19 protein-coding genes are annotated in these 20,497 nt (G+C 70.1%); 5 read left to right on the top strand and 14 right to left on the bottom strand.

Annotated features, from left to right (window positions below):
• Positions 1 to 67: 67 nt before the first annotated feature.
• Positions 68 to 1,336, top strand: a complete 1,269-nt coding sequence (locus ACYVOM_RS21085; RefSeq protein ID WP_460305148.1) for an ABC transporter ATP-binding protein — start codon at positions 68 to 70, stop codon at positions 1,334 to 1,336.
• A gap of 82 nt (positions 1,337 to 1,418) precedes the next feature.
• On the opposite strand, the gene ACYVOM_RS21090 is transcribed toward ACYVOM_RS21085, so the two are convergent.
• The gene (locus tag ACYVOM_RS21090; RefSeq protein WP_460305149.1) at positions 1,419 to 2,552 is read right to left on the bottom strand and encodes a M24 family metallopeptidase; all 1,134 of its coding nucleotides are present in this window, start codon (positions 2,550 to 2,552) and stop codon (positions 1,419 to 1,421) included.
• Positions 2,553 to 2,614: 62 nt separating this feature from the next.
• Here ACYVOM_RS21090 and ACYVOM_RS21095 point away from each other — a divergent pair, with 62 nt between their 5' ends.
• The 3 genes from ACYVOM_RS21095 (at position 2,615) to ACYVOM_RS21105 (ending at position 4,884) form a co-directional block, all read left to right on the top strand.
• Complete coding sequence (locus tag ACYVOM_RS21095) at positions 2,615 to 3,523, top strand: 5'-3' exonuclease (protein ID WP_460305150.1); 909 nt, start codon at positions 2,615 to 2,617, stop codon at positions 3,521 to 3,523.
• A gap of 129 nt (positions 3,524 to 3,652) precedes the next feature.
• Entirely contained in the window at positions 3,653 to 4,066 is a 414-nt protein-coding gene (locus ACYVOM_RS21100; RefSeq protein ID WP_460305151.1) for a hypothetical protein, read from the top strand.
• Positions 4,067 to 4,197: 131 nt separating this feature from the next.
• Entirely contained in the window at positions 4,198 to 4,884 is a 687-nt protein-coding gene (locus tag ACYVOM_RS21105; RefSeq protein ID WP_460305152.1) for a Crp/Fnr family transcriptional regulator, read from the top strand.
• 143 nt (positions 4,885 to 5,027) lie between these two features.
• Here the strand turns inward: ACYVOM_RS21105 and ACYVOM_RS21110 are convergent, their stop codons facing one another.
• The 6 genes from ACYVOM_RS21110 to ACYVOM_RS21135 form a co-directional block, all read right to left on the bottom strand.
• Positions 5,028 to 7,757, bottom strand: a complete 2,730-nt coding sequence (locus ACYVOM_RS21110; protein WP_460305153.1) for a DEAD/DEAH box helicase — start codon at positions 7,755 to 7,757, stop codon at positions 5,028 to 5,030.
• Positions 7,758 to 7,822: 65 nt separating this feature from the next.
• Positions 7,823 to 8,677, bottom strand: a complete 855-nt coding sequence (tatC, locus tag ACYVOM_RS21115; protein ID WP_460305154.1) for a twin-arginine translocase subunit TatC — start codon at positions 8,675 to 8,677, stop codon at positions 7,823 to 7,825.
• A 44-nt stretch (positions 8,678 to 8,721) separates the two neighbouring features.
• Complete coding sequence (tatA, locus tag ACYVOM_RS21120) at positions 8,722 to 9,018, bottom strand: Sec-independent protein translocase subunit TatA (RefSeq protein ID WP_460305155.1); 297 nt, start codon at positions 9,016 to 9,018, stop codon at positions 8,722 to 8,724.
• A gap of 197 nt (positions 9,019 to 9,215) precedes the next feature.
• Positions 9,216 to 9,410 (bottom strand): hypothetical protein, encoded by a 195-nt coding sequence (locus ACYVOM_RS21125; RefSeq protein ID WP_460305156.1) that lies wholly within the window; start codon positions 9,408 to 9,410, stop codon positions 9,216 to 9,218.
• A gap of 114 nt (positions 9,411 to 9,524) precedes the next feature.
• Entirely contained in the window at positions 9,525 to 10,475 is a 951-nt protein-coding gene (locus tag ACYVOM_RS21130) for a helix-turn-helix transcriptional regulator (RefSeq protein WP_460305157.1), read from the bottom strand.
• On the bottom strand, positions 10,472 to 11,416 hold the full coding sequence (locus ACYVOM_RS21135; protein ID WP_460305158.1) for a helix-turn-helix transcriptional regulator: 945 nt from the start codon (positions 11,414 to 11,416) through the stop codon (positions 10,472 to 10,474). Before ACYVOM_RS21135 ends, ACYVOM_RS21130 begins: the two co-directional genes overlap by 4 nt.
• 44 nt (positions 11,417 to 11,460) lie before the next feature.
• Between ACYVOM_RS21135 and ACYVOM_RS21140 the strand changes: the two genes are divergently transcribed.
• A complete protein-coding gene (locus tag ACYVOM_RS21140) occupies positions 11,461 to 12,537 on the top strand; it encodes a DUF3866 family protein (RefSeq protein WP_460305159.1) in 1,077 nt (358 codons plus the stop codon).
• Between the two features lie 63 nt (positions 12,538 to 12,600).
• Here ACYVOM_RS21140 and ACYVOM_RS21145 read toward each other — a convergent pair whose 3' ends face one another.
• From ACYVOM_RS21145 to dop, 7 genes are all read right to left on the bottom strand, one after another.
• Entirely contained in the window at positions 12,601 to 13,452 is an 852-nt protein-coding gene (locus tag ACYVOM_RS21145) for an FKBP-type peptidyl-prolyl cis-trans isomerase (protein WP_460305160.1), read from the bottom strand.
• Between the two features lie 215 nt (positions 13,453 to 13,667).
• Positions 13,668 to 15,026: a Pup--protein ligase gene (gene pafA / locus ACYVOM_RS21150; protein WP_460305161.1), complete on the bottom strand. Its 1,359-nt coding sequence runs from the start codon at positions 15,024 to 15,026 to the stop codon at positions 13,668 to 13,670.
• A gap of 153 nt (positions 15,027 to 15,179) precedes the next feature.
• A complete protein-coding gene (gene prcA, locus ACYVOM_RS21155) occupies positions 15,180 to 15,896 on the bottom strand; it encodes a proteasome subunit alpha (protein WP_460305322.1) in 717 nt (238 codons plus the stop codon).
• 42 nt (positions 15,897 to 15,938) lie between these two features.
• Positions 15,939 to 16,781, bottom strand: coding sequence for a proteasome subunit beta (prcB, locus tag ACYVOM_RS21160; protein ID WP_460305162.1), 843 nt, complete (start codon positions 16,779 to 16,781; stop codon positions 15,939 to 15,941).
• 360 nt (positions 16,782 to 17,141) lie between these two features.
• The gene (locus ACYVOM_RS21165; protein ID WP_460305163.1) at positions 17,142 to 18,122 is read right to left on the bottom strand and encodes an endonuclease domain-containing protein; all 981 of its coding nucleotides are present in this window, start codon (positions 18,120 to 18,122) and stop codon (positions 17,142 to 17,144) included.
• Between the two features lie 111 nt (positions 18,123 to 18,233).
• Positions 18,234 to 18,443 carry a ubiquitin-like protein Pup gene (locus ACYVOM_RS21170; protein WP_460305164.1) on the bottom strand — a complete coding sequence of 70 codons (210 nt, stop codon included), beginning with the start codon at positions 18,441 to 18,443 and terminating at the stop codon, positions 18,234 to 18,236.
• Positions 18,444 to 18,892: 449 nt separating this feature from the next.
• Positions 18,893 to 20,410 (bottom strand): depupylase/deamidase Dop, encoded by a 1,518-nt coding sequence (gene dop / locus ACYVOM_RS21175; protein WP_460305165.1) that lies wholly within the window; start codon positions 20,408 to 20,410, stop codon positions 18,893 to 18,895.
• Between the last annotated feature and the right edge of the window lie 87 nt (positions 20,411 to 20,497).

Here is a 20,497-nt window from a genome sequence, read left to right on the forward strand (position 1 = left end):
GAAACACCCTTTGGAAACGTTTCCATTCAGGGCCGGCGACCAGGCAGACGGAAAGAAGGGCCGCACGATGGCGCGGATCGTCCTTGACGGCATCGACAAGATCTACTCCGGCGGGGTCAAGGCCGTCGACGGGCTCTCCCTGGACATCGAGGACGGCGAGTTCATGGTGCTCGTCGGCCCGTCCGGATGCGGCAAGTCCACCGCGCTGCGGATGATCGCGGGCCTGGAGGACATCTCCGGCGGCACCCTGAACATCGGCGGCAAGGTCGTCAACGACCTCGCCCCCAAGGACCGCGACATCGCGATGGTCTTCCAGAACTACGCCCTCTACCCGCACATGACGGTCGAGCAGAACATGGCGTTCGGCCTCCAGCTGCGCAAGACCCCGAAGGCGGAGATCAAGAAGCGCGTCGGCGAGGCCGCCAAGATGCTCGGCCTGGAGCCCTACCTGTCCCGCAAGCCCGCCGCCCTGTCCGGCGGCCAGCGCCAGCGCGTCGCGATGGGCCGCGCGATCGTCCGCGAGCCGCAGGCGTTCCTCATGGACGAGCCGCTGTCGAACCTCGACGCCAAGCTCCGCGTCTCGATGCGCGCCTCGCTGTCGCAGCTGCACAAGCGCCTCGGCGTCACCACGATCTACGTCACGCACGACCAGATCGAGGCGATGACCCTCGGCGACCGCGTCGCGGTGCTGCGCGACGGCAAGCTCCAGCAGGTCAACACCCCGCAGTACCTGTTCGAGAACCCGGTGAACCTGTTCGTCGCCGGCTTCATCGGCTCCCCGTCGATGAACTTCGCGACCGCCCGCCTGACCCGCAAGGACGACGGCACCGGCTCGGTGGACTTCGCCGGCTTCTCCCTGCCGGTCCCGGCCGAGGCGTTCGCGGCCCGCCCGGACCTCGCCTCCTACGCCGGCGGCGACATCATCCTCGGCATCCGCCCCTCGGACTTCGAGGACACCTCGCACGCCAAGCCCGAGTGGCCGCGCGTCCAGGTCACCGCGAGCGTCACCGAGGAGCTCGGCTCGGAGATCAACGTGATCTTCCCGATCGACTGCCCGCCCGTCCAGCACAAGGACACCGCCGACCTCGCCAGCGACGCCACCGACGGCGAGGAGGGCGACGGCACGCTGCCGCTGCTGGAGAACAAGACGCTGTGGACCGCCCGCGTCAACGCCCGCTCGCACGCCCGTCCGGGCGACGTCCTGGAGCTGGGCATCGACTGCGAGCGCCTGCACTTCTTCGACCCGGCCACCGGCCTGGCGATCGGGCACCCCGACTCCGCCGCCGCCGCGTCCCGCCTCGGCGTCGCCGCCGCGGGCGCGGTCTCGAAGGGCTGACGCCTCGGCCGACGCCTTCGGCGCACGGCCCGGTCGCCTCGGGGGGCGGCCGGGCCGTTCCGCGTCCAGGGGTCGGCGACGGCTAGGCGTCGACGACGACGAGGTCGCGCGTGGTGAGGTTCATCCGGTCCGCGCCGGTCGCGGTGCACACCACGATGTCCTCGATGCGGGCGCCGTGCGCGCCCGGGTAGATGCCCGGCTCGATGGAGAACGCCATGCCCTCGGCGAGCGGTTCGGTGTTGCCCTCGACGATGTAGGGATGCTCGTGGGTCTCCAGGCCGATCCCGTGCCCGGTGCGGTGCACGAAGTACTCCCCGTACCCGGCCGCGGCGATGACGTCGCGGGCGGCGGCGTCGACGGCCTCGGGCGTGACCCCGGGCCGGACGGCCTCGACCGCGGCCTTCTGGGCGGCGCGCAGGACCGCGTAGTAGTCGAGGAACTCGCGCGGCGGCTCCCCCACGCTGTACACGCGGGTGGAGTCCGAGCAGTAGCCCGAGGGCATGGTGCCGCCGATGTCGACGACGACGGGCTCGCCCGGCCCGATGACCCGGTCCGACAGCTCGTGGTGGGGGCTCGCCCCGTTCGGCCCTGAGGCGACGATGGTGAAGTCGACGCTCACGTGCCCTTCGGCGAGGATCGCCTCGGCGAGGTCCCTGCCGACCTCGGCCTCGGTCCGCCCGGCCCTCAGCACCTGCGGCACCAGCCTGTGCACCCTGTCGATCGCGGCGCCCGCCTCGCGCAGCGCCTCGATCTCGGCGGCGGACTTGCGCATCCGCAGGGTCCGCAGCACCGCTCCGGCGGCACTCAGCGCCGTGCCGGGCAGGGCGTCGCGCAGCCGGAACGCCATCGCGGCCCACATCTGGTCGGCGACCGCCACGCTCGGGATCGGCCCGAGCCGGGAGGCGACCAGCGCGAACGGGTCGTCGGTCTCCTCCCACCCGACGATCTCCACGCCGAGGGAGCCCGCGGGCGACACCCGCACGATCGGCACCTCCAGGCGCGGCGCCACGATGAAGGCCTCGCCCTCGGCGGGCACGACGAGGCACATGAGCCGTTCGGAGAGGTGGCCGGGGTAGCCGGTGACGTACCGCAGATCGAAGCCCGGCGTGAGGACGACCGCGCCGAGCCCCGCCTCCCCCACCGCCTCGCGCAGCCTGGAGATCCGCTCTGGCGGGTACAGCGCCGTCGTCACGACGGCCGCGTCGTCGTTGTCCATCTCCCCACGTTAGCCGAGACGATCAAGCCGCCGGGCCGCCGCGGCCCCGCTACGCTGGGCCCATGTCCCGTCTGATGCTGCTCGACACCCCCTCGCTGTACTTCCGCGCGTTCTACGGGGTGCCCGAGTCGGTGAAGGCCCCCGACGGGACCCCCGTGAACGCCGTCCGCGGTCTGATCGACATGATCGCCCGGCTGGTCACCGACCGGCGGCCCGAGCGGCTGGTGTGCTGCTTCGACGCCGACTGGCGGCCCGCGTTCCGGGTCGCGGCGATCCCCTCGTATAAGGCGCACCGGGTCGCCGAGGAGCGTCCGGCGGGCGACGTCGAGGAGACCCCGGACACGCTGCTGCCCCAGCTCCCGGTGATCGACGCGGTCCTGGACGCGCTCGGCATCGCCCGCGCGTCCGCCGAGGGCTACGAGGCCGACGACGTGATCGGCACGCTGGCACACCGCGACCCGGGCCCGGTCGACATCGTCACCGGCGACCGCGACCTGTTCCAGCTCATCGACGACGCCCGCGAGGTCAAGGTCCTCTACACCGCGCGCGGGATCCGCAACCTCCAGGTGTTCGGCGAGGCCGAGGTGTCGGAGAAGTACGGCATTCCGGGCCGGGGGTACGCGGACTTCGCGACGCTGCGCGGCGACCCGAGCGACGGCCTGCCGGGCGTCCCTGGCATCGGCGAGAAGTCCGCGGCGGCCCTGGTGTCGCGGTTCGGCTCCCTGGCGGGCATCCTGGAGGCGCTGGACGCCGGGACGACCGAGGGGTTCCCCGCGGGCGCCCGCAAGCGGATCGAGGCGGCCCGCGCGTACCTGGGCCCCGCCGAACTGGTGTGCCGGGTCGTCACCGATCTGCCCCTCGACGTCGCCGACGCGGCTCCCAAGGAACCGAAGGATCCCGAGGCCCTCCTGGCACTCAGCGACCGCTGGAACCTCGCGTCACCGGTGAACAGGCTGCTGGCCGCTTTGTGAGGGGACTCGCGGGCGGTCCTGTGTCAACGGGCACACGGCGCGCGCGCGGACAGGCGCACTCTGAGGGCGTGGACCGGAACTCCCCCAGGGGAGCCCCGCCGCCGACCCCTCACCGGAAGGTCCTGCCCCATGGCCCTCATCGACAGCCGCCGCCCGAAAGCCCTGCCCGACCGCTCTTATTCAGACGACGAACTCATGGCCGCGGTTCGCGCCTCCAACCACGACACCTCCTTGGCGTCGTGGACGGTCGCGACGATGGCGGTCGGCGTCCTCATCCAGGTCGGCATGCTGGCCTCGGCCGATCCGTCGTTCGCCCAGCTCGCGCTGACCGTGCTGCTGCTGCCCCTGCTCGCCGCGAGCACCCGGATCGTGCTGCTGCTCGACAGGGCCGCGGGCGCGCTCGGGGCACCGGCGAACGCGAGTCAGATCCTGGCCGGGCTGGAGACCCGCGGAATGTGGACCTTCCAGGCGCGCCTGTGGAGTTACGGCACCGCCGCGCTGTTCTGCTGCTGGACGCTCGCCGTCCAGTTCCTCACCCGGTAGGGCTCCGGCGTCCCGCGGTCCGGCTCCTCCCGGCCCCTCCCCCGCCGCGGGACGCCGGTCCTCGCCCTACCGGCACCTTTCGGTTTCTCCTGGAGGACCGGGAATCTCAAGGCCCCCTCGCAGGAGGCAGCATGCCGCTCGACGCCCCTCGCCGCACGTTCTGGACGAGCCTCGACGACGCGTCCCGCCTGACGCTCCAGCGCTTCGGCCGCCACCGCCGCTTCAAGGCCGGCGAGCACCTGTGCAGGCAGGGCGAGGCGTCCGACCACGTCCTGGTCATCACCGAGGGCTGGGCCAAGGTGTGCGTCGCCGCCGAGGACGGGCACGAGTCCGTCGTCGCGGTGCGCGGGCCCGGCGACCTCATCGGCGAGTCCGGCCTGATCATGGGCGAGCCCCGCGGCGCCACCGTCACCGCCCTGCACGCCCTCCAGGCCCTCACCGTGACGCGGGCGCGCTTCACCGCGTTCCTCGACGACGCCCCGCAAGCGTGGCTGAAGCTCTCCGGGACCGTCGCGCGGCGCCTCGCCCAGTCCGACGGCCGCACCGGCGGCGGCCCCCACCTGGCCGGCCGACTCGCCGCGTTCCTGCTCCAGCAGGCCGCCGACAACGGCCACGCCCTGCCCGGCGGCGGCATCCTCATCCCGCCGCTGTCCCAGACCGAACTGGGCAGCTGCATCGACGCCTCGCGCGAGACCGTCGCCCGCGCGCTGCGCGACTGGCGCGCGCTCGGCCTCGTCGAGACCGGCCGCCGCCGCACCGTCATCCAGAACCCGTCGGCCCTGCGCGCCTACGTGGACGCCCTGCGCGACGCCTTCTGACGCCCGCCCTTCAGGCCGCAGAGGCGGACTCCCGCTCGGCGGCCTCCGCGGGCGCCGAATGTCGCGGCCGAGCCGGCGGAGCGCGGCCGGATCCCGGACGCAGGCCGACGGCCCGTCCGCGGACGGGCCGTCCCGCGCTGCGGCTAGGCGACCGAGGAGTAGGCGACGACGCCGCGGCGCATGGCCTCGGCGGCCTTGCGGGCCGTCGCGCGGACCTCGCCGTCGCCCGCCGCGTCGGCGATCTGGCCGAGGAGGTCCATGAGCTGCTTGACCGAGCGCACGAAGTCGCCCGCGGTCATGCCGGCCTCGCTCAGGACCTCGTCGAGGTCCTCGCCGCCCGCCCAGCGGTAGGCGGCGAACGCGAAACCGAGATCGGGCTCGCGCTGGAACGCCACCTCGTTGTCCTTCTCCACGCCCTCCAGCTCGCGCCACAGCCGGACCATCGCCGTCAGGGCGTCGCGGCTGCCCGGCGGGATCCGCGGCGGCGCGGCGTCCTCCGGCTGGCGCGACTCGTACACCAGGGCCGACACGCACGCCGCGAGCTCCGCAGGCGACAGGCCCTCCCACAGGCCGTCGCGCAGCGACTCGGCGGTCAGCAGGTCGAGTTCGGAGTAGATCCGGCCGAGCCTGCGCCCGGCGTCGGTGACCTTGCCGTCCTTCAGGTACCCGAGCTGCTCCAGCACCCCGCACACCCGGTCGAAGGTCCGCGCGATCACCTGGGAGCGGGACTCGACGCGGCGGCGCAGCCCGGACGTCTCCCGCTCCAGCCGGAAGTACCGCTCGGCCCAGCGGGCGTGGTCCTCGCGCTCGTCGCACCCGTGGCAGGGGTGGGCGCGCAGCGCCGCGCGGATCCGCTGGATCTCGGCGTCGTCGCCGTCGGCGGCGCCGCCCCGGCCGCCGAACCGCTTGACGTCGGCGTGCGGGACCTTGTTGCGCAGCGTCGCCGCCATGTCCTTGCGGTGCTGGGGGTTGCGCGGCGAGAACCACTTGGGGATCTTCACCCGCTCGACCGGCTCGACCGGCGTCAGGAAGTCGGCGAGGGTGAGGCGCTTGACCTGGCGGCTGTCCAGCAGGACGAGCGGCGCGGGACCGTCGGAGCGCTTGGCGAGGCCGGTGTCGAGGATCAGCGCGACGCCGTGGGTCCGCCCCGACGGCACGATCACCACGTCGCCGGGCCGCAGCCGCTCCAGCGACCGGGCGACCTCGAGCCTGCGCGCGCCCGCCCGGCTGCGCGACAGCTGCCCCTCGGCGTCCGACAGGGACCGGCGCAGCTCCGCGTACTCCATGAAGTCGCCCAGGTGGCAGGAGGCCGCCTCGGCGTACCCCTCCATCGCCTCCTCGGACTTGCGCAGCTGCCGGGCCAGCCCGACGACCGCCCGGTCGGCCTGGAACTGCGCGAACGACTCCTCCAGGAGCGTTCCCGCCCGCTCCCGGCCGACCGCGCCGACGAGGTTCACCGCCATGTTGTAGGACGGGCGGAAGGAGGAGTTCAGCGGGTACGTGCGCGTGCCGGCGAGCCCCGCGACCGCGCCCGGGTCGACGCCCGGCTGGTACAGCACGACCGCGTGGCCCTCGACGTCGATGCCGCGCCGCCCCGCCCGGCCGATCAGCTGGGTGTACTCGCCGGGCGTGAGGTCGGCGTGCGTCTCGCCGTTCCACTTGTCGAGCTTCTCGATGACGACCGTGCGGGCCGGCATGTTCACGCCCAGGGCGAGGGTCTCGGTGGCGAAGACCGCGCGGATCAGGTTCTTGGCGAACAGCTCCTCCACGACCTCCTTGAACACCGGCAGCATGCCCGCGTGGTGGGCGGCGATGCCGCGCTCCAGGCCGTTCAGCCAGTCGTGGTAGTTCAGGACCGCCTTGTCGGACTCGGGGATGTCGGCGGTGCGCTCCTCGGCGATCCTGCGGATCAGCTGGGCGTCCTCCCGGGACGTCAGGCGCAGCCCCGAGTACAGGCACTGGGAGACCGCGGCCTCGCAGCCGTTGCGGGAGAAGATGAAGGTGATCGCCGGGAGCAGGCCGGCGCGGTCGAGCCGCTCGATCACGTCGGGCCGCGACGGGGGCCTGAAGCGCACGGGACGGTGGTCGCGGCGCCGCCCGGACCGCCTCCCGTTGTTGATCTTTGCTTTGCGGACGTCGTCCAGGGAGATCCGGCGCAGCTCCGGGTTGACCTTCGCGCGGCCCTCGCGGGAGTCCTCCACGAACAGGTCGTACAGGCGGGTGCCGACCAGCATGTGCTGCCACAGCGGGACCGGCCGATGCTCGTCGACGATCACCGTGGTGTCGCCGCGCACCGCCTTCAGCCAATCGCCGAACTCCTCGGCGTTCGACACCGTCGCCGACAGCGCCACCACCCGCACCGACTCGGCGAGGTGGATGATCACCTCTTCCCAGACGGCGCCGCGGAAGCGGTCGGCCAGGTAGTGGACCTCGTCCATGACGACGTAGCCGAGCCGGTCCAGGGTCTGCGAGCCCGCGTACAGCATGTTGCGCAGGACCTCGGTGGTCATCACCACGATCGGCGCCTCGCCGTTGACGGAGTTGTCGCCCGTCAGCAGGCCGACGTTCTTGGCGCCGTACCGCTTCTGGAGATCACCGTACTTCTGGTTCGACAGCGCCTTGATGGGGGTGGTGTAGAAGCATTTACGGCCCTCCCGCAGCGCGAGGTGGACCGCGAACTCCCCCACGACGGTCTTGCCGGAGCCGGTGGGGGCCGCGACCAGGACGCCGTCTCCGGACTCCAGGGCCCGGCACGCCTCCAACTGGAATCCGTCCAGGTCGAAGTCGTACAGGCCGCGGAACTCCCGCAGCGCGGGCCCGTTCTCCGTGACGTTCTGCTTGTGGGCCGCGTAACGCTCGGCGGGACTGCTCATGCGTCCAGCCTATGGTTTCGCGGGAGCCGATTCCCACCCGGTTTTCACACCCGCCCCGGGAGCGGCTAGCGCAGCGGCTCGGGCTCGCCGATGTCGGACGGCTCGTCCTCGATCACCGAGGCCTCGTCATCTGACAGGCCGTCGTAGAGTTCCTTGCCCGCACCGCGCCGCTTGTCGACCAGATAGGCGATCCCGTCCGACACCCCGAACAGGATGACCACGGGCGCGGCCAGCGACAGCATCGTGAACGGGTCGGCGCTCGGCGTGGCGACGGCCGCGAACAGGAAGATCCCGAAGATGATGCCGCGCCGCCAGCGCTTGATCGTGGCGTGCGGCAGGGCCCCGGCGAAGTTGAGCACCGACACGAACAGCGGCAGCTCGAACGCCAGCCCGAACACCAGGAGCATCGTGATGAGGAAGCTCAGGTACTCGTCGACCGTGATCAGCGGCGCGACGTCGTCGGGGGTGAACCCGAGGAAGAGCGCCAGACCCCGCTCGATGGTGAAGTACGCGAGGGTCATGCCGACCATGAACAGCGGCAGCGCCAGGGCGATGAAGAGCATCGTCCAGCGCTTCTCCTTGCGGTGCAGCCCCGGCGCGACGAACGCCCAGAGCTGGTAGAGCCACACCGGCGAGGACAGGATGGCGCCGACGATGAACGCGATCTTCACGTTCAGGAAGAACGACGAGAAGATCCCGTTGACCACCAGCGAGCACGAGTCGTCGCCGCGCAGGGCGTTCGACTGCGGGACATCACAGAACGGCTCCCGCAGGAAGTCCCAGACCTCTTCCTTGACCAGCCAGCCGACGATCATGCCGATCAGCAGGGCAAGCAGCGCCTTGACCACCCGGTTGCGCAGCTCGCGCAGGTGGTCCAGGAGCGGCATGCGGCCTTCGGGGTTCTCCGAGCGCCCGCTCATGTGCTCATCCTCGGGGTGTTGTCAGGGACGGGGCAAAACGGGGCTCAGGAGGCGCGGTTCACCTGGTCGGGCGCGATCGGGACGCCGCTGACCGTGGTGCCGTCGTTCTGGGGCGCGGCGATCGGCTGCGCGGGAGCGGCCTGCGGCTGCGGCTGCGGCTGCGCAGGCGCGGCGGGGGCGCTCTTGTCGGAGTCGTCGCCGACCAGGCCCTTGGTCTCGGACTTGAAGATCCGCAGCGAACGGCCCAGCGAGCGCGCCGCGTCGGGCATCTTCTTCGTCCCGAACAGGACCATGATCACGACGGCGATGAGCAGGAGCTCGGGCCAACCCAGACCAGCCATGGGCACTTCCTCACTTCAAGTCGGTCACTTGCCCCCAGATCGTACGCCCCACACAGAGCGGAACGTAAGCATCACCGAGGCGGATCCCTAAGGTTTCTTACCTATTCACCGGTGGTGAACCCGGAACTCACCTTACTCTCCCCGACCCACCCACGTCCCCCGACAACGAACACGAAACAGGCACTTAACGGACATTCTTAGCGGTCTTTGATCCGCTCCCAGAGCCTGTCGATCTTCTTCTGGAGGCGCGAACGCTTCGGATCCATCCGCCGCCGCGTCCGCTCCACCGCCCACGCCAGCTCCCGCACTGCCAGGAACAACCGGAACGCCGCGAACGCCACCACGCACATGCCGACCGTCGTCAGCACCACCCACGTCATCGCCCACTCCACGCCCGCCAACCTACACCGGACGGCCGACACCGGCCGAAATCACGGGCACCGAGCCCACCGGTCGCGAGATCACCCGTAGCGAGATCACCAGCACCGAGATCACCAGCACCGAGATCACGTGTACAGCGCGAGCGCCCGCTCGGCGTCGCCCCGCACCTCCTCGGCCAGCTCCCGCGGAGCCACCAGCCGCGCCTGATCGCCCAACCGCAGCGCCAGCGACCGCACCCACCGCGGATCCGACGCGCGCAGCACGATCCGCATCCTGCCCTCGCCGATCTCCTCGGCGCTCTCGCACGGATAGTGGTCGGCCACCCAGCGGCCCTGCGCCGCGAGCTCGAAGACGGCCCGCACATCCTGCGCCGACCCCTGGTACAGGCCGCCGTCCAGATCGCGGCCCCGCACCCCGTCCGGCACCGACGCCGCCGCCTCCAGCACCCGCACCACGGTGATCTGGTCCATCCGGAACAGCCGCACCGCCTCGGCCCGCCGGCAGAAGCCCTCCAGATACGTGCGGCCGTCCACCACCAGCACCCGCATCGGATCGACCTCGCGCTCGGTGTGCTCGTCGCGGCCCGCCACGTAGTAGCTCAGGAACAGGCGGCGGCCCGTGTGCAGCGCCTCCTGCACCTGGCCGAACGCGCCGGCCCTGCCGTCGACCTCCACCGACACCTGCCGGGCCGCCTCCGCCGCGCTGCCCGCCGCGTCCTCCAGCTTCGCCACCACCCGGCTCAGCGCGTCCCGCTCCGCCGCGCCCGGCAGCTCCGCCAGCATCCGCAGCGCCACCAGCAGCGCAGCCGCCTCGTCCGCGCCCAGCCGCAGCGGCCGGCTGATCGACTCCGCCTCCGCCACCGTGATGTCGCCGCCCTCATAGCTGAGGTCGATCGGGCAGTACGGATCGGGAGAGCGCAGCTCCAGGCACCACAGCAGGTTCAGGTCATCGCGCAGCTCCCGCTCCGACACCCCGAACGCCTCCGCCGCCTCCGCCATGCTCACGGTGTCGCGCGACACCACGTAAGGCACCAGCGCCAACAGCCTCGACAACCTGTCCGACGACGTCGTCGTCACGACAGCACCCCCTTCAGATGCCGGATCACCGCATCACGCAGATCCGGCGGATCCAGCACCACGAGATCATCGGCGAACCGGGCCAGGCTCGCGGCCGTCCACTCCGCGTCCCAGACGCTCAAGTCGGCCTCCTCCCAGCCCTCGTCCACCGGCACCACGTCCGACGCCCACCGGCGCACCCCCTGCGCGCCGCCCTTGCGCAGCCGCACACGGGCCGTCCGCCGCTCCGCCGGACGCTCCCCGAAATCGAACGCCAGCGCCCGGATGTCCGTCCCCTCCGGGACCTTCACCGAGCCGTCCGGCCCCGCCGAAACCACCTCGCCGACCACCCGCGACAGCCGGAACACCCGCTGCGCGCCCCGCATCCGATCGAATCCGACCAGGTACCAGCGGCCCCGCCGCGAGGTCAGCCCCCACGGCTCCACCAGCCGCCGCTGCGGCTCCGACCTGCCCATCTTCACATAGTCGAACGCCACCGGACGCCCGTCGCGCACCGCCTCGTACAGCGCCGGGAACGCGGGATCATCGGCCGCGAGCCGCGACTCCAGCACCGGCGAGCCCGCCGGATCGGCGTCGATCCCCGCCGCGCGCAGCTTGAACAGCGCGCCCGAGGCCGCCTCGGCCATCGACGTCTGCTGCCACACCCGCGCCGCCAGACCCAGCACCGCCACCTCGTCCGGCGTCAGATGGATGTCCGGCAGCTCATAGGCGTGCGGCGGGATCCGGTAGCCGATCTCGTCGCCCTCGTCCGCGCCCAGCTCCAGCGGAATGCCCAGCTCGCGCAGCTCGTCCTTGTCCCGCTCGAACATGCGTTTGAACGCATCCGGCGACTCCGGATAGCCCGGAACCGCCTGCCTGATCTGCTCCGCCGACAGATACCTCCTGGTCGCCAGCAGGCAGACCACCAGATGCAGCAGCCGGTCGGTCTTACGCCGCGACATCTCCAGCGCCACCTCCCTCGCAGTGAAACGCTACCGTCTTCCCCGTGATCCGATGGCGTAAAGGAACAGTCCAGGGCGTCCGCCGCGAATGGCCGGGCGCGGTCGAACTCGACGTGACCGTCGACGGGCAGGGCGCGCGCGCCCTCGCCTACCCCGCCCTCGTCGGCAGACCCGAGCCCGGCGACACCGTCCTGCTCAACACCAACGCGCTCGCCCTCGGCCTCGGCACCGGCGGCTACGCGATGGTCGTCGCCGTCCCCGACCGGCTCCCGCCCGACCCGACCGGGCCCGGCCACCTCGTCAAGGCCCGCTACACCCCGCTCCAGGCCACCGTCCTCGGCGCCGACGAGCAGGACTCCCCCCACCACGAGACCCTCGCCGAAGCCGACGACCTCGACGGCATGCCCGTCCTGATCGCCGACCTCCACTCCGCCCTGCCCGCCCTGCTGTCCGGGCTCCTCCTCGACCGGCCCGGCACCCGCGCCGTCTACGTCATGCCCGACGGCGGCGCCCTCCCCGCCTGGTTCTCCCTGTCCATCGCCCAGCTCAAGGCAGCCGGAGTCCTCGCCGGGACCATCACCACCGGGCAGTCCTTCGGCGGCGACCTGGAGACCGTCACCGTCCACACCGGACTGCTGGCCGCCCGCCACGTCCTCGACGCCGACGTCGCCATCGTCGCCCAAGGCCCCGGCAACCTCGGCACCGGCACCCGCTGGGGCTTCTCCGGCGTCACCGCGGGCGAGGCCGTCAACGCCGCCGCCGCCCTGAACGGCAGGCCCGTCGCCTCCCTGCGCGTCAGCTCGGGCGATGCCCGGCCGCGCCACCAGGGGATCTCCCACCACAGCCTCACCGCCTACGGCCGCGTCGCCCTCGCCCCCGCCGACATCCCCGTCCCCACCCTGCCCGGCCCCTTCGGCGCCCGCGTCGCCGAGCAGGCCGCCTCCCTGCCCGACCGGCACCGGCGCGTCCCCATCGCCCTCGACGGCCTGGAAGAGGCCCTCAGAGCCGACGAGCGGTCCTGGGGCGTCCGCATGTCCACCATGGGCCGCCGCATCGACGGCGACCTCGAATACTTCCTCACCTGCGCCGCCGCAGGCCGCCACACCGCCGCCCTGCTCTGACGGCGCCCTGACCGCCCTTTTCGACCAACGCCGCGCGGGTCCCCACCGGGCCCCGCGCGGCGGTCAGTAGGCGCCGAGGATGTCGATCACGTACACGAGGGTGTCCGAGGCCTTGATGCCGTACTTCGGCAGGCCCTTCACCTCCATGTCCTTCGCCCCGTAAGCCATCTCCGGAGGGGCCACCACCAGAAGGCGGCTGCCCACCTTCCGGCCCACCAGCGCCTCGTCCCAGCCCTTGATCACCTGCTGCTGGCCGATCACCGCCGCGTAGACCTTCCCGTCCGACCACGACGAGGAGAACACCTTCCCGTCCCGCCACAACGCGCCCACATACTGGATCGCCAGCAGATCGCCCGCCTTCACCACGTCCCCGGGACCCGTCTTCACCGTCTCGACCGTCAGCTTCGCCGGAGCCGCCGCCTTCGGCACCTTGATCCCCGGCACGGCCCCCGCCGTCACCTCCGGAAGACCCCCGCCCTTGGCGAAGGCCGGCGCGTCCTGCACCGAAGCGCCCTTCGGGAACGCCGCCTTCACATCGAGCACGTAAACCAGCGAATCGTCCGCCGAGATCCCCAGCCGGTCCGAACCCTTCTGGCCGTAGCCGTCCCCCGGCGGGATCACCGCCACCACCCTGCTGCCCGCCTTCGCCCCCACCAGCGCCCGCTTCAGCCCCGGCACCAGATTCCACGACGGGAACGCCGCCGGAACACCGCCCTGGAAACTGTTCCCGATCAGCTTCGACGACCCGCCCGACGCCCACGTGTACCCCACGTAATCCGCCACCACGAGATCCCCGTCGGCCACCGCCCTGCCCTCACCGTCGACCAGGGTCTCCGAAGCGAACTCCTCCCCCGGCGCCTCCCCCTTCGGGAACTCCACCGACGGCACCGAGCCGAAATCCCCCGACACCTCCACCTTCGGCTCCTCCGGCCCATCCCCTCCGCACCCCGCGAGGGACGAGGCCAGCAGCACAGAAGCGGAGACAACCGCGAGAAGACGACGCATCAAAACAACCTTCTGGCGACGAACGAAAAGGACGGGCGCCCACCTTACCGATCAGTAAGACCCCGCAAAAGGGGCTACCAACCGATAAGGGACACCCGCCCTTCCCTCACCTCACATCCCGGAAGTCACATCCCCGCGATGAGCTTGTCGACCCGCTCGTCCACCGAACGGAACGGATCCTTGCACAGCACCGTCCGCTGCGCCTGGTCGTTCAACTTCAGATGCACCCAGTCCACCGTGAAATCACGGCGCTTCTCCTGCGCCTTCTTGATGAACTCACCCCGCAGCCGCGCCCGCGTCGTCTGCGGCGGCACCGACTTCGCCTCGAAGATCGCCAGATCCTGCGCGACCCGCTCCACCGCCCCCTTCTTCTCCAGGAGGTAGTACAGGCCCCGGTTGCGGTGCACATCGTGGTACGCCAGATCCAACTGCGCCACCCGCGGCGACGACAGCGGCAGATCGTACTTGTGCCGGTAGCGCTCGATCAGCTGGTACTTCGTCACCCAGTCGATCTCCCGCGCCACCATGTCCAGATCCCCGGTCTCGACCGCCGTCAGCGTCCGATCCCACAGATCCAGCACCCGCTGCACCAGCGGATCGGCACCACGCCGATCCATGAAGTCCTTCGCCTTCGAGAAGTACTCCCGCTGGATCTCCAGCGACGACGCCTCACGGCCGTTCGCCAGCCGCACCTTCCTGCGGCCCGTCATGTCATGCGACACCTCGCGGATCGCCCGGATCGGGTTCTCCAACGTCAGGTCCCGCATCACCACCCCGGCCTCGATCATGCGCAGCACGAGATCGGTCGCCCCGACCTTCAGCAGCATCGTCGTCTCCGACATGTTGCTGTCGCCCACGATCACATGCAGCCGCCGGAACCGCTCGGCATCGGCATGCGGCTCATCACGCGTGTTGATGATCGGACGCGAACGCGTCGTCGCCGACGACACACCCTCCCAGATGTGCTCCGCCCGCTGCGACACGCAGTACACCGCACCACGCGGCGTCTGCAGCACCTTGCCCGCACCGCAGATGATCTGCCGCGTCACCAGATACGGGATCAGCACATCGGCCAGCCGGCCGAACTCCCCATGCCGCCCCACGAGATAGTTCTCATGGCACCCGTAGGAGTTCCCCGCCGAATCCGTGTTGTTCTTGAACAGATAGATGTCACCGGCGATCCCCTCCTCCCGCAGCCGCCGCTCGGCGTCCACGAGAAGACCCTCCAGGATCCGTTCCCCCGCCTTGTCGTGCGTGACCAGATCGACCACGCTGTCGCACTCAGGCGTCGCATACTCAGGATGACTGCCGACGTCCAGGTAGAGCCGTGCCCCGTTACGCAAGAACACGTTGCTGCTCCGGCCCCACGACACCACTCGGCGGAACAGATAACGCGCCACCTCATCAGGTGACAACCGCCGCTGTCCGCGGAAGGTGCAGGTGACCCCGTACTCGTTCTCGAGCCCGAAAATGCGCCTGTCCACACCTCGACCCTATGCGGGAAAGACCCAGATCAACAGTGTCCGCACCCCACGATTCTCACGATTCGTGGGCGACCCATCGCACAAATCACATAACACGCACAACAGGGCCACTCCAGGCGCTTTCCGCCTGAAGTGACCCTGCTACGGCCCGCGTCAGCCCTCCGAAGAAGCCTCCGACGACGCCGAAGGCGACTCCCCCAGCAGCTCATCGATCCGCGTGGGCGTCAACCGCCTGAACAACCGCCGATCACGGTTGCGATCCAGCACCGCCACCTCCAGCTTCTCCGCCTCCAGCACCCTGTCGGCATCCTGCTGCTGCAACGCGTGCACCGCCACCTTCAACGCCTCAGAAAGGCTCTCGCCATCGCGGTAGCCCTCCTTCAACGCCGTCGCCACCGCGTCCGCCGCACCGCCCATCGCCACGAAACCGTGCTCATCGGCGACCGACCCGTCGAACGTCAACCGGTAGATCTGGTCGCTCGACGAGTCATCACCGACCTCCGCCACGACCAACTCCACCTCGTAAGGCTTCGTCTGCTCCGTGAAGATCGCACCCAGGCTCTGCGCGTACGCGTTCGCCAGACCCCGCGCCGTCACATCCGACCGGTCGTACATGAACCCGTTCACATCCGCGTACCGGACACCCGCCAGCCGCAGCTGCTCGAACTCGTTGTACTTCCCGACCGCCGCGAACGCGATCCGGTCATAGATCTCCGAGATCTTGTGCAGCGCCCGCGACGGGTTGTCCGCCACGAACAGGATCCCGTCGTCATACTGCAGCACCACCACCGAGCGACCCCGGGCGATGCCCTTGCGCGCGTAATCCGCGCGGTCCTTCATCTGCTGTTCGGGAGCCACATAGAACGGCATCGACATCGCTTCTGACCCTTCTCCAGCCTGACCGGGGGACGATTACCGCAAGGGGGCGTTCGGACCGCCCGGCGAGGAGTAACGCGCCTCCACCACGGCCCGCGCCACCTCACCGACCTCCTCGTCCGGCACCCGCCGGAACCCGTCGTCGGTGATCGCCGCCACCACCGGGAAGATCCCGCGCGTCAGATCCGGCCCACCCGTCGCCGAGTCGTCGTCGGCCGCGTCGTACAGCGCCTGCACGCACACCACGCGCGCGTCGGCCTCCGACAGGTCCGGACGCCACAACTTCTTCAGCGCGCCCCGCGCGAACACCGACCCCGACCCGATCGAGTGGTAGTCGTGCTCCTCGTAGCGGCCACCCGCCGCGTCATAGGAGAAGATCCGGCCGATCCCCTTCTCCAGGTCGTAGCCCGCGAACAGCGGCACGACCACCAGGCCCTGCATCGCCATCCCCAGGTTCCCGCGGATCAGCGTCGCCAGCCGGTTCGCCTTCCCCTCCAGGGACAGCAGCCGGCCTTCCATCTTCTCGTAGTGCTCGAGCTCCAACTGGAACAGCCGCGTCATCTCCAGGCCGATCCCCGCGGTACCGGCGATCGCCACCGCCGAGTACTCGTCCGCCGGGAACACCTTCTCGATGTCGCGCTGCGCGATCACATTGCCCGCGGTCGCCCGGCGGTCGCCCGCCATGATCACACCACCCGGGAACGTCACCGCCACGATCGTCGTCGCGTGCGGGATGTTCAGATGCTCCGCACTGCCCGACACCATCCGGCTCCCCGGAAGCAGCTCGGGCCGGTAGGCCCCCAGAAAGTCCACGAACGACGACGTCCCCGAGTTCATGAAGACCCCCGGAAGACCCCCGCCCATCGGCACAGACGCCATGTGACTCCTTCCCCAGCACGCCGGTAGAACTGTCTCGACCCTACTGACATTCGACCGTGTTCCGCATGCCGCGAGATCTTCCCTCGCTCCGCCCTCGGCGAACCCCCGCATGCCCCCCACTTCCCCTGAACCCCAAATCGTGACCAAGAACCCCCCACCAAACCGGCCCCAACCACCGCACCAGCCCCATCGGCTCCCTGCTCTGGACCACCCTCGACCACCAGCACCCCGCGCCCACACCAACCCACGCCCAAGCCCGAAACCACCCGCACCGCCCGAACGAAGCCACCTTGTCTCCGCCGCCATCGGCGGCTTCCGTCTCCACTACGGCTTCACTTCGGTCCGTTGCGCCAGGCCGTCCTAACCGGTGATCTCGCACCACATGCCGCGCTCGTCCAAGCTCGCCCACGGCCGCGGGAACTCCGCCGTGGCGTAGTGCGCCGCCGACCTCAGAACCGCGGGGTCGTCACCGAGCATCCCCATGCCGGAGTTACAGCCGGTGCACAGCAGGCCCCGGAACTCCCCCGTCGCGTGGTCGTGGTCCACGTGCGTGATAGGGGCGTCGAGGCAGATGGCGCACCGGCCGTGCTGCAGCTTCGCCAGCCCGTCGACCCAGGGCTCGCTCACGCCGTACTTCAGCCGGAGCTTGTACTCACGGGCGCTCTTGCCGCCCTGGCCGTGCGCGTTGCGCGGGAGCAGGCGCGGAACTCCGGACTCCTGCAGCTCCCTGGCCGCCTGGTGGATCCACTCCACCTTCCCCTCGAGGTACAGGGCCGCCTGGGCGAGGCGCCACGGGTCGTCGTCGAACTGCCCGAGCGCGCCGTTACAGGTGAAGCACAGGACGCCCCGGACCATGGACGTCCAGTGGCAGTGGTCGACGTGGTCGGGGTCGGGGCGCCGACAGATCGCACAGACGCCGCCCTGCTGGGCGACGATCGAGCGCACGCCCGCCGACGTCACGCCGTAGCGGCGCTTGAGGTGGTAGTCGCGGGTGCTGCCGTGGTTCTTGACCCTGTTCTCCTTCATGATCCGGTTGTGGCAGGGCAGACAGTAGGTCGTCAGTCCCGACTTCGCTGAGCGGTTCTTTCCGAAGTTGGCCGTCGGCTGGATCTCCTGGCACGCGGAGCAGTACTTCTGCCCTTCCTGCGCCACCGGCCGACGGCGGAAAGGCTTGGCCTCCTTCCCGTCCTCGGCTCGGCGCTTGCGATATCGAGCGGCGTTCCGGACGCTCATGCAGTCCTTGCAGTAGAGGTGAACACCGTCCGGGGACTGCCGGTACCTGCCGAACGCGGTCGTGGATTTCGTCTCGCCGCAGTCGCGGCAGCGCTTCACACTTTCCATGAAGCGCAACTTAACGGCACAGAAAAGGGTTCGCACGGACTATTCGAAAACCCGTGCGAACCCTCCACTGTTGTCCGATTCGTGAAGCCTCAAATCGGACATATCATACTATTACTCCCCGCCTTTTTGTACGTAAGAACGGACAAATTCCTCAGAATTCTCTTCTAGGACATTGTCGATTTCGTCCAAGATTGCGTCGACATCGTCCGAAAGCTTTTCGTTGCGCTCCTGGACGTCGGAGGAGGCTTCGGTGGTGGTCTCCTCGACCTCTTCGGTCTGGCGGGTGGTCTGCTTCTGTCCGCCGGTGTCCTTGGTGGCCATTAGGGGCTCCTCCCGTATGTGCCGCGTGTACGGCGACCTTACCCGGGGCTGCTACGGGCTGGCGTAGGTGGCGTTCCGCCCTGAGCAGAGCGACCGGAGGGGTCCCTACGGTTATCGCCCTTACGGGGGTTGCCGAAACGGGGTAAAGGGCACATCGCCGTGCGGCGTGCCTGGTGGCGGGGGTGGCCTCGGAGCCCGTAGAAGGGGTTCAGGTGGAGATCAGGACTCGCGACCCCGGGCAGCGGGGCCGCGGAGCCGAAAAGCCGAGGGCCCCGTACACGTCCGTGTACGGGGCCCTCGGCGATGGTGCGTCGCCCGGGTGGCCGGTCCTGAGCTGGGATCTGGGCAGGCGGTACGGAGGCCTCAGAGGCCGTCAGGGGGCTCGCCGGGCCCCCTGACGGGCGAAGCGGCACGAGCCCCCGGCGGCCGGGTGGTCGCCGGGGCGCTGGTCAGCTCTGGCCGCCCAGGACGGCGAGGAGGTCGGCGGCGGTGCGGCAGCGGTCCAGGAGGGCGCCCACGTGGGTCTTGGTGCCTCGCAGGGGCTCCAGGGTGGGGACGCGCTGGAGGGACTCGCGGCCGGGGACGTCGAAGATGACGCTGTCCCAGCTCGCGGCGGCGACGTTGTCGGCGTACTGGGCGAGGCAGCGGCCGCGGAAGTAGGCGCGGGTGTCTTCCGGCGGGGCCTCGATGGCGCGGGTGACGTCGTCCTCGGTGAGGAGGCGGTCGATGCGGCCGAGCGCGACGAGTTTGTTGTAGAGGCCGCGGTCGGGGCGGATGTCGGAGTACTGGAGGTCGACGAGTTCGAGGCGGCTGTGGCCCCAGTCGAGGTTGTCGCGGGTGCGGTAGCCCTCGAGGAGTTCGAGTTTGGCGACCCAGTCGAGTTCGCGGGACAGTTGCATGGGGTCGTCGCCGAGTCGGGTGAGGACCGATTCCCAGCGGGCGAGGATGTCGACGGTCATCTCGTCGGTGTCGGTGCCGTATTTGTCTTCGACGTATTTGCGGGCCTGCTCCAGGTATTCCATCTGGAGTTGGACGGCCGTCATCTTGCGTCCGTCCTTGAGGGTGATGAGGTGTTTGCAGGTGGGGTCGTGGGAAATGGCGCGCAGGGAGGCGACGGGGGATTCGATGCCGCGGTCGGCGGTGAGGAATCCGTCTTCGATCATGGCGAGGACGAGTGCGGTGGTGCCGGTCTTGAGGTAGGTGGAGATCTCGCTCATGTTGGCGTCGCCGATGATGACGTGCAGGCGCCGGTATTTCTCGGGGTCGGCGTGGGGTTCGTCGCGGGTGTTGATGATGGGTCGCTTGAGGGTGGTCTCGAGGCCCACTTCGACTTCGAAGAAGTCGGCGCGCTGGCTGATCTGGAAGCCGTCGCCGCGGCCGTCGACGCCGATGCCGACGCGGCCGGCGCCGCAGAAGACCTGGCGGGTGACGAAGAAGGGGGTGAGGTGCCGGACGATGTCGGAGAACGGGGTCTCGCGCTTCATCAGGTAGTTCTCGTGGCAGCCGTAGCTGGCGCCCTTGTTGTCGGTGTTGTTCTTGTACAGCTGGATGGGGTGGGTGCCGGGGACGAGTGCGGCGCGTTTGGCGGCGTCGGCCATGACGCGTTCGCCCGCCTTGTCCCACAGGACGAGGTCGAGGGGGTTGGTGACCTCGGGGGTGGAGTACTCGGGGTGGGCGTGGTCGACGTAGAGCCGGGCGCCGTTGGTGAGGATGACGTTGGCGAGGCCGAGGTCCTCGTCGGTGAGCTGGGTGGGGTCGGCGACTTCGCGGGCGAGGTCGAAGCCGCGCGCGTCGCGCAGGGGGTTCTCCTCTTCGAAGTCCCAGCGGGCTTTGCGGGCCCGTGCCGCTGATGCCGCGAGGTACGCGTTGACGACCTGGCTGGAGGTCACCATCGCGTTGGCCCCGGGTTGTCCCGGTACGGAGATGCCGTATTCGGTTTCTGTTCCCATGACCCGCCGAACGCTCATGTGTCCGAGCCTAGTGTGCTTCTCGCGGATCTCGGTGGGCGGAGGGCGGTTCGGCGCGTTTTTGCTTTGCGGGTGTGTGAACCGGGG

It is taken from the genome of Actinocorallia aurea (assembly GCF_054783995.1).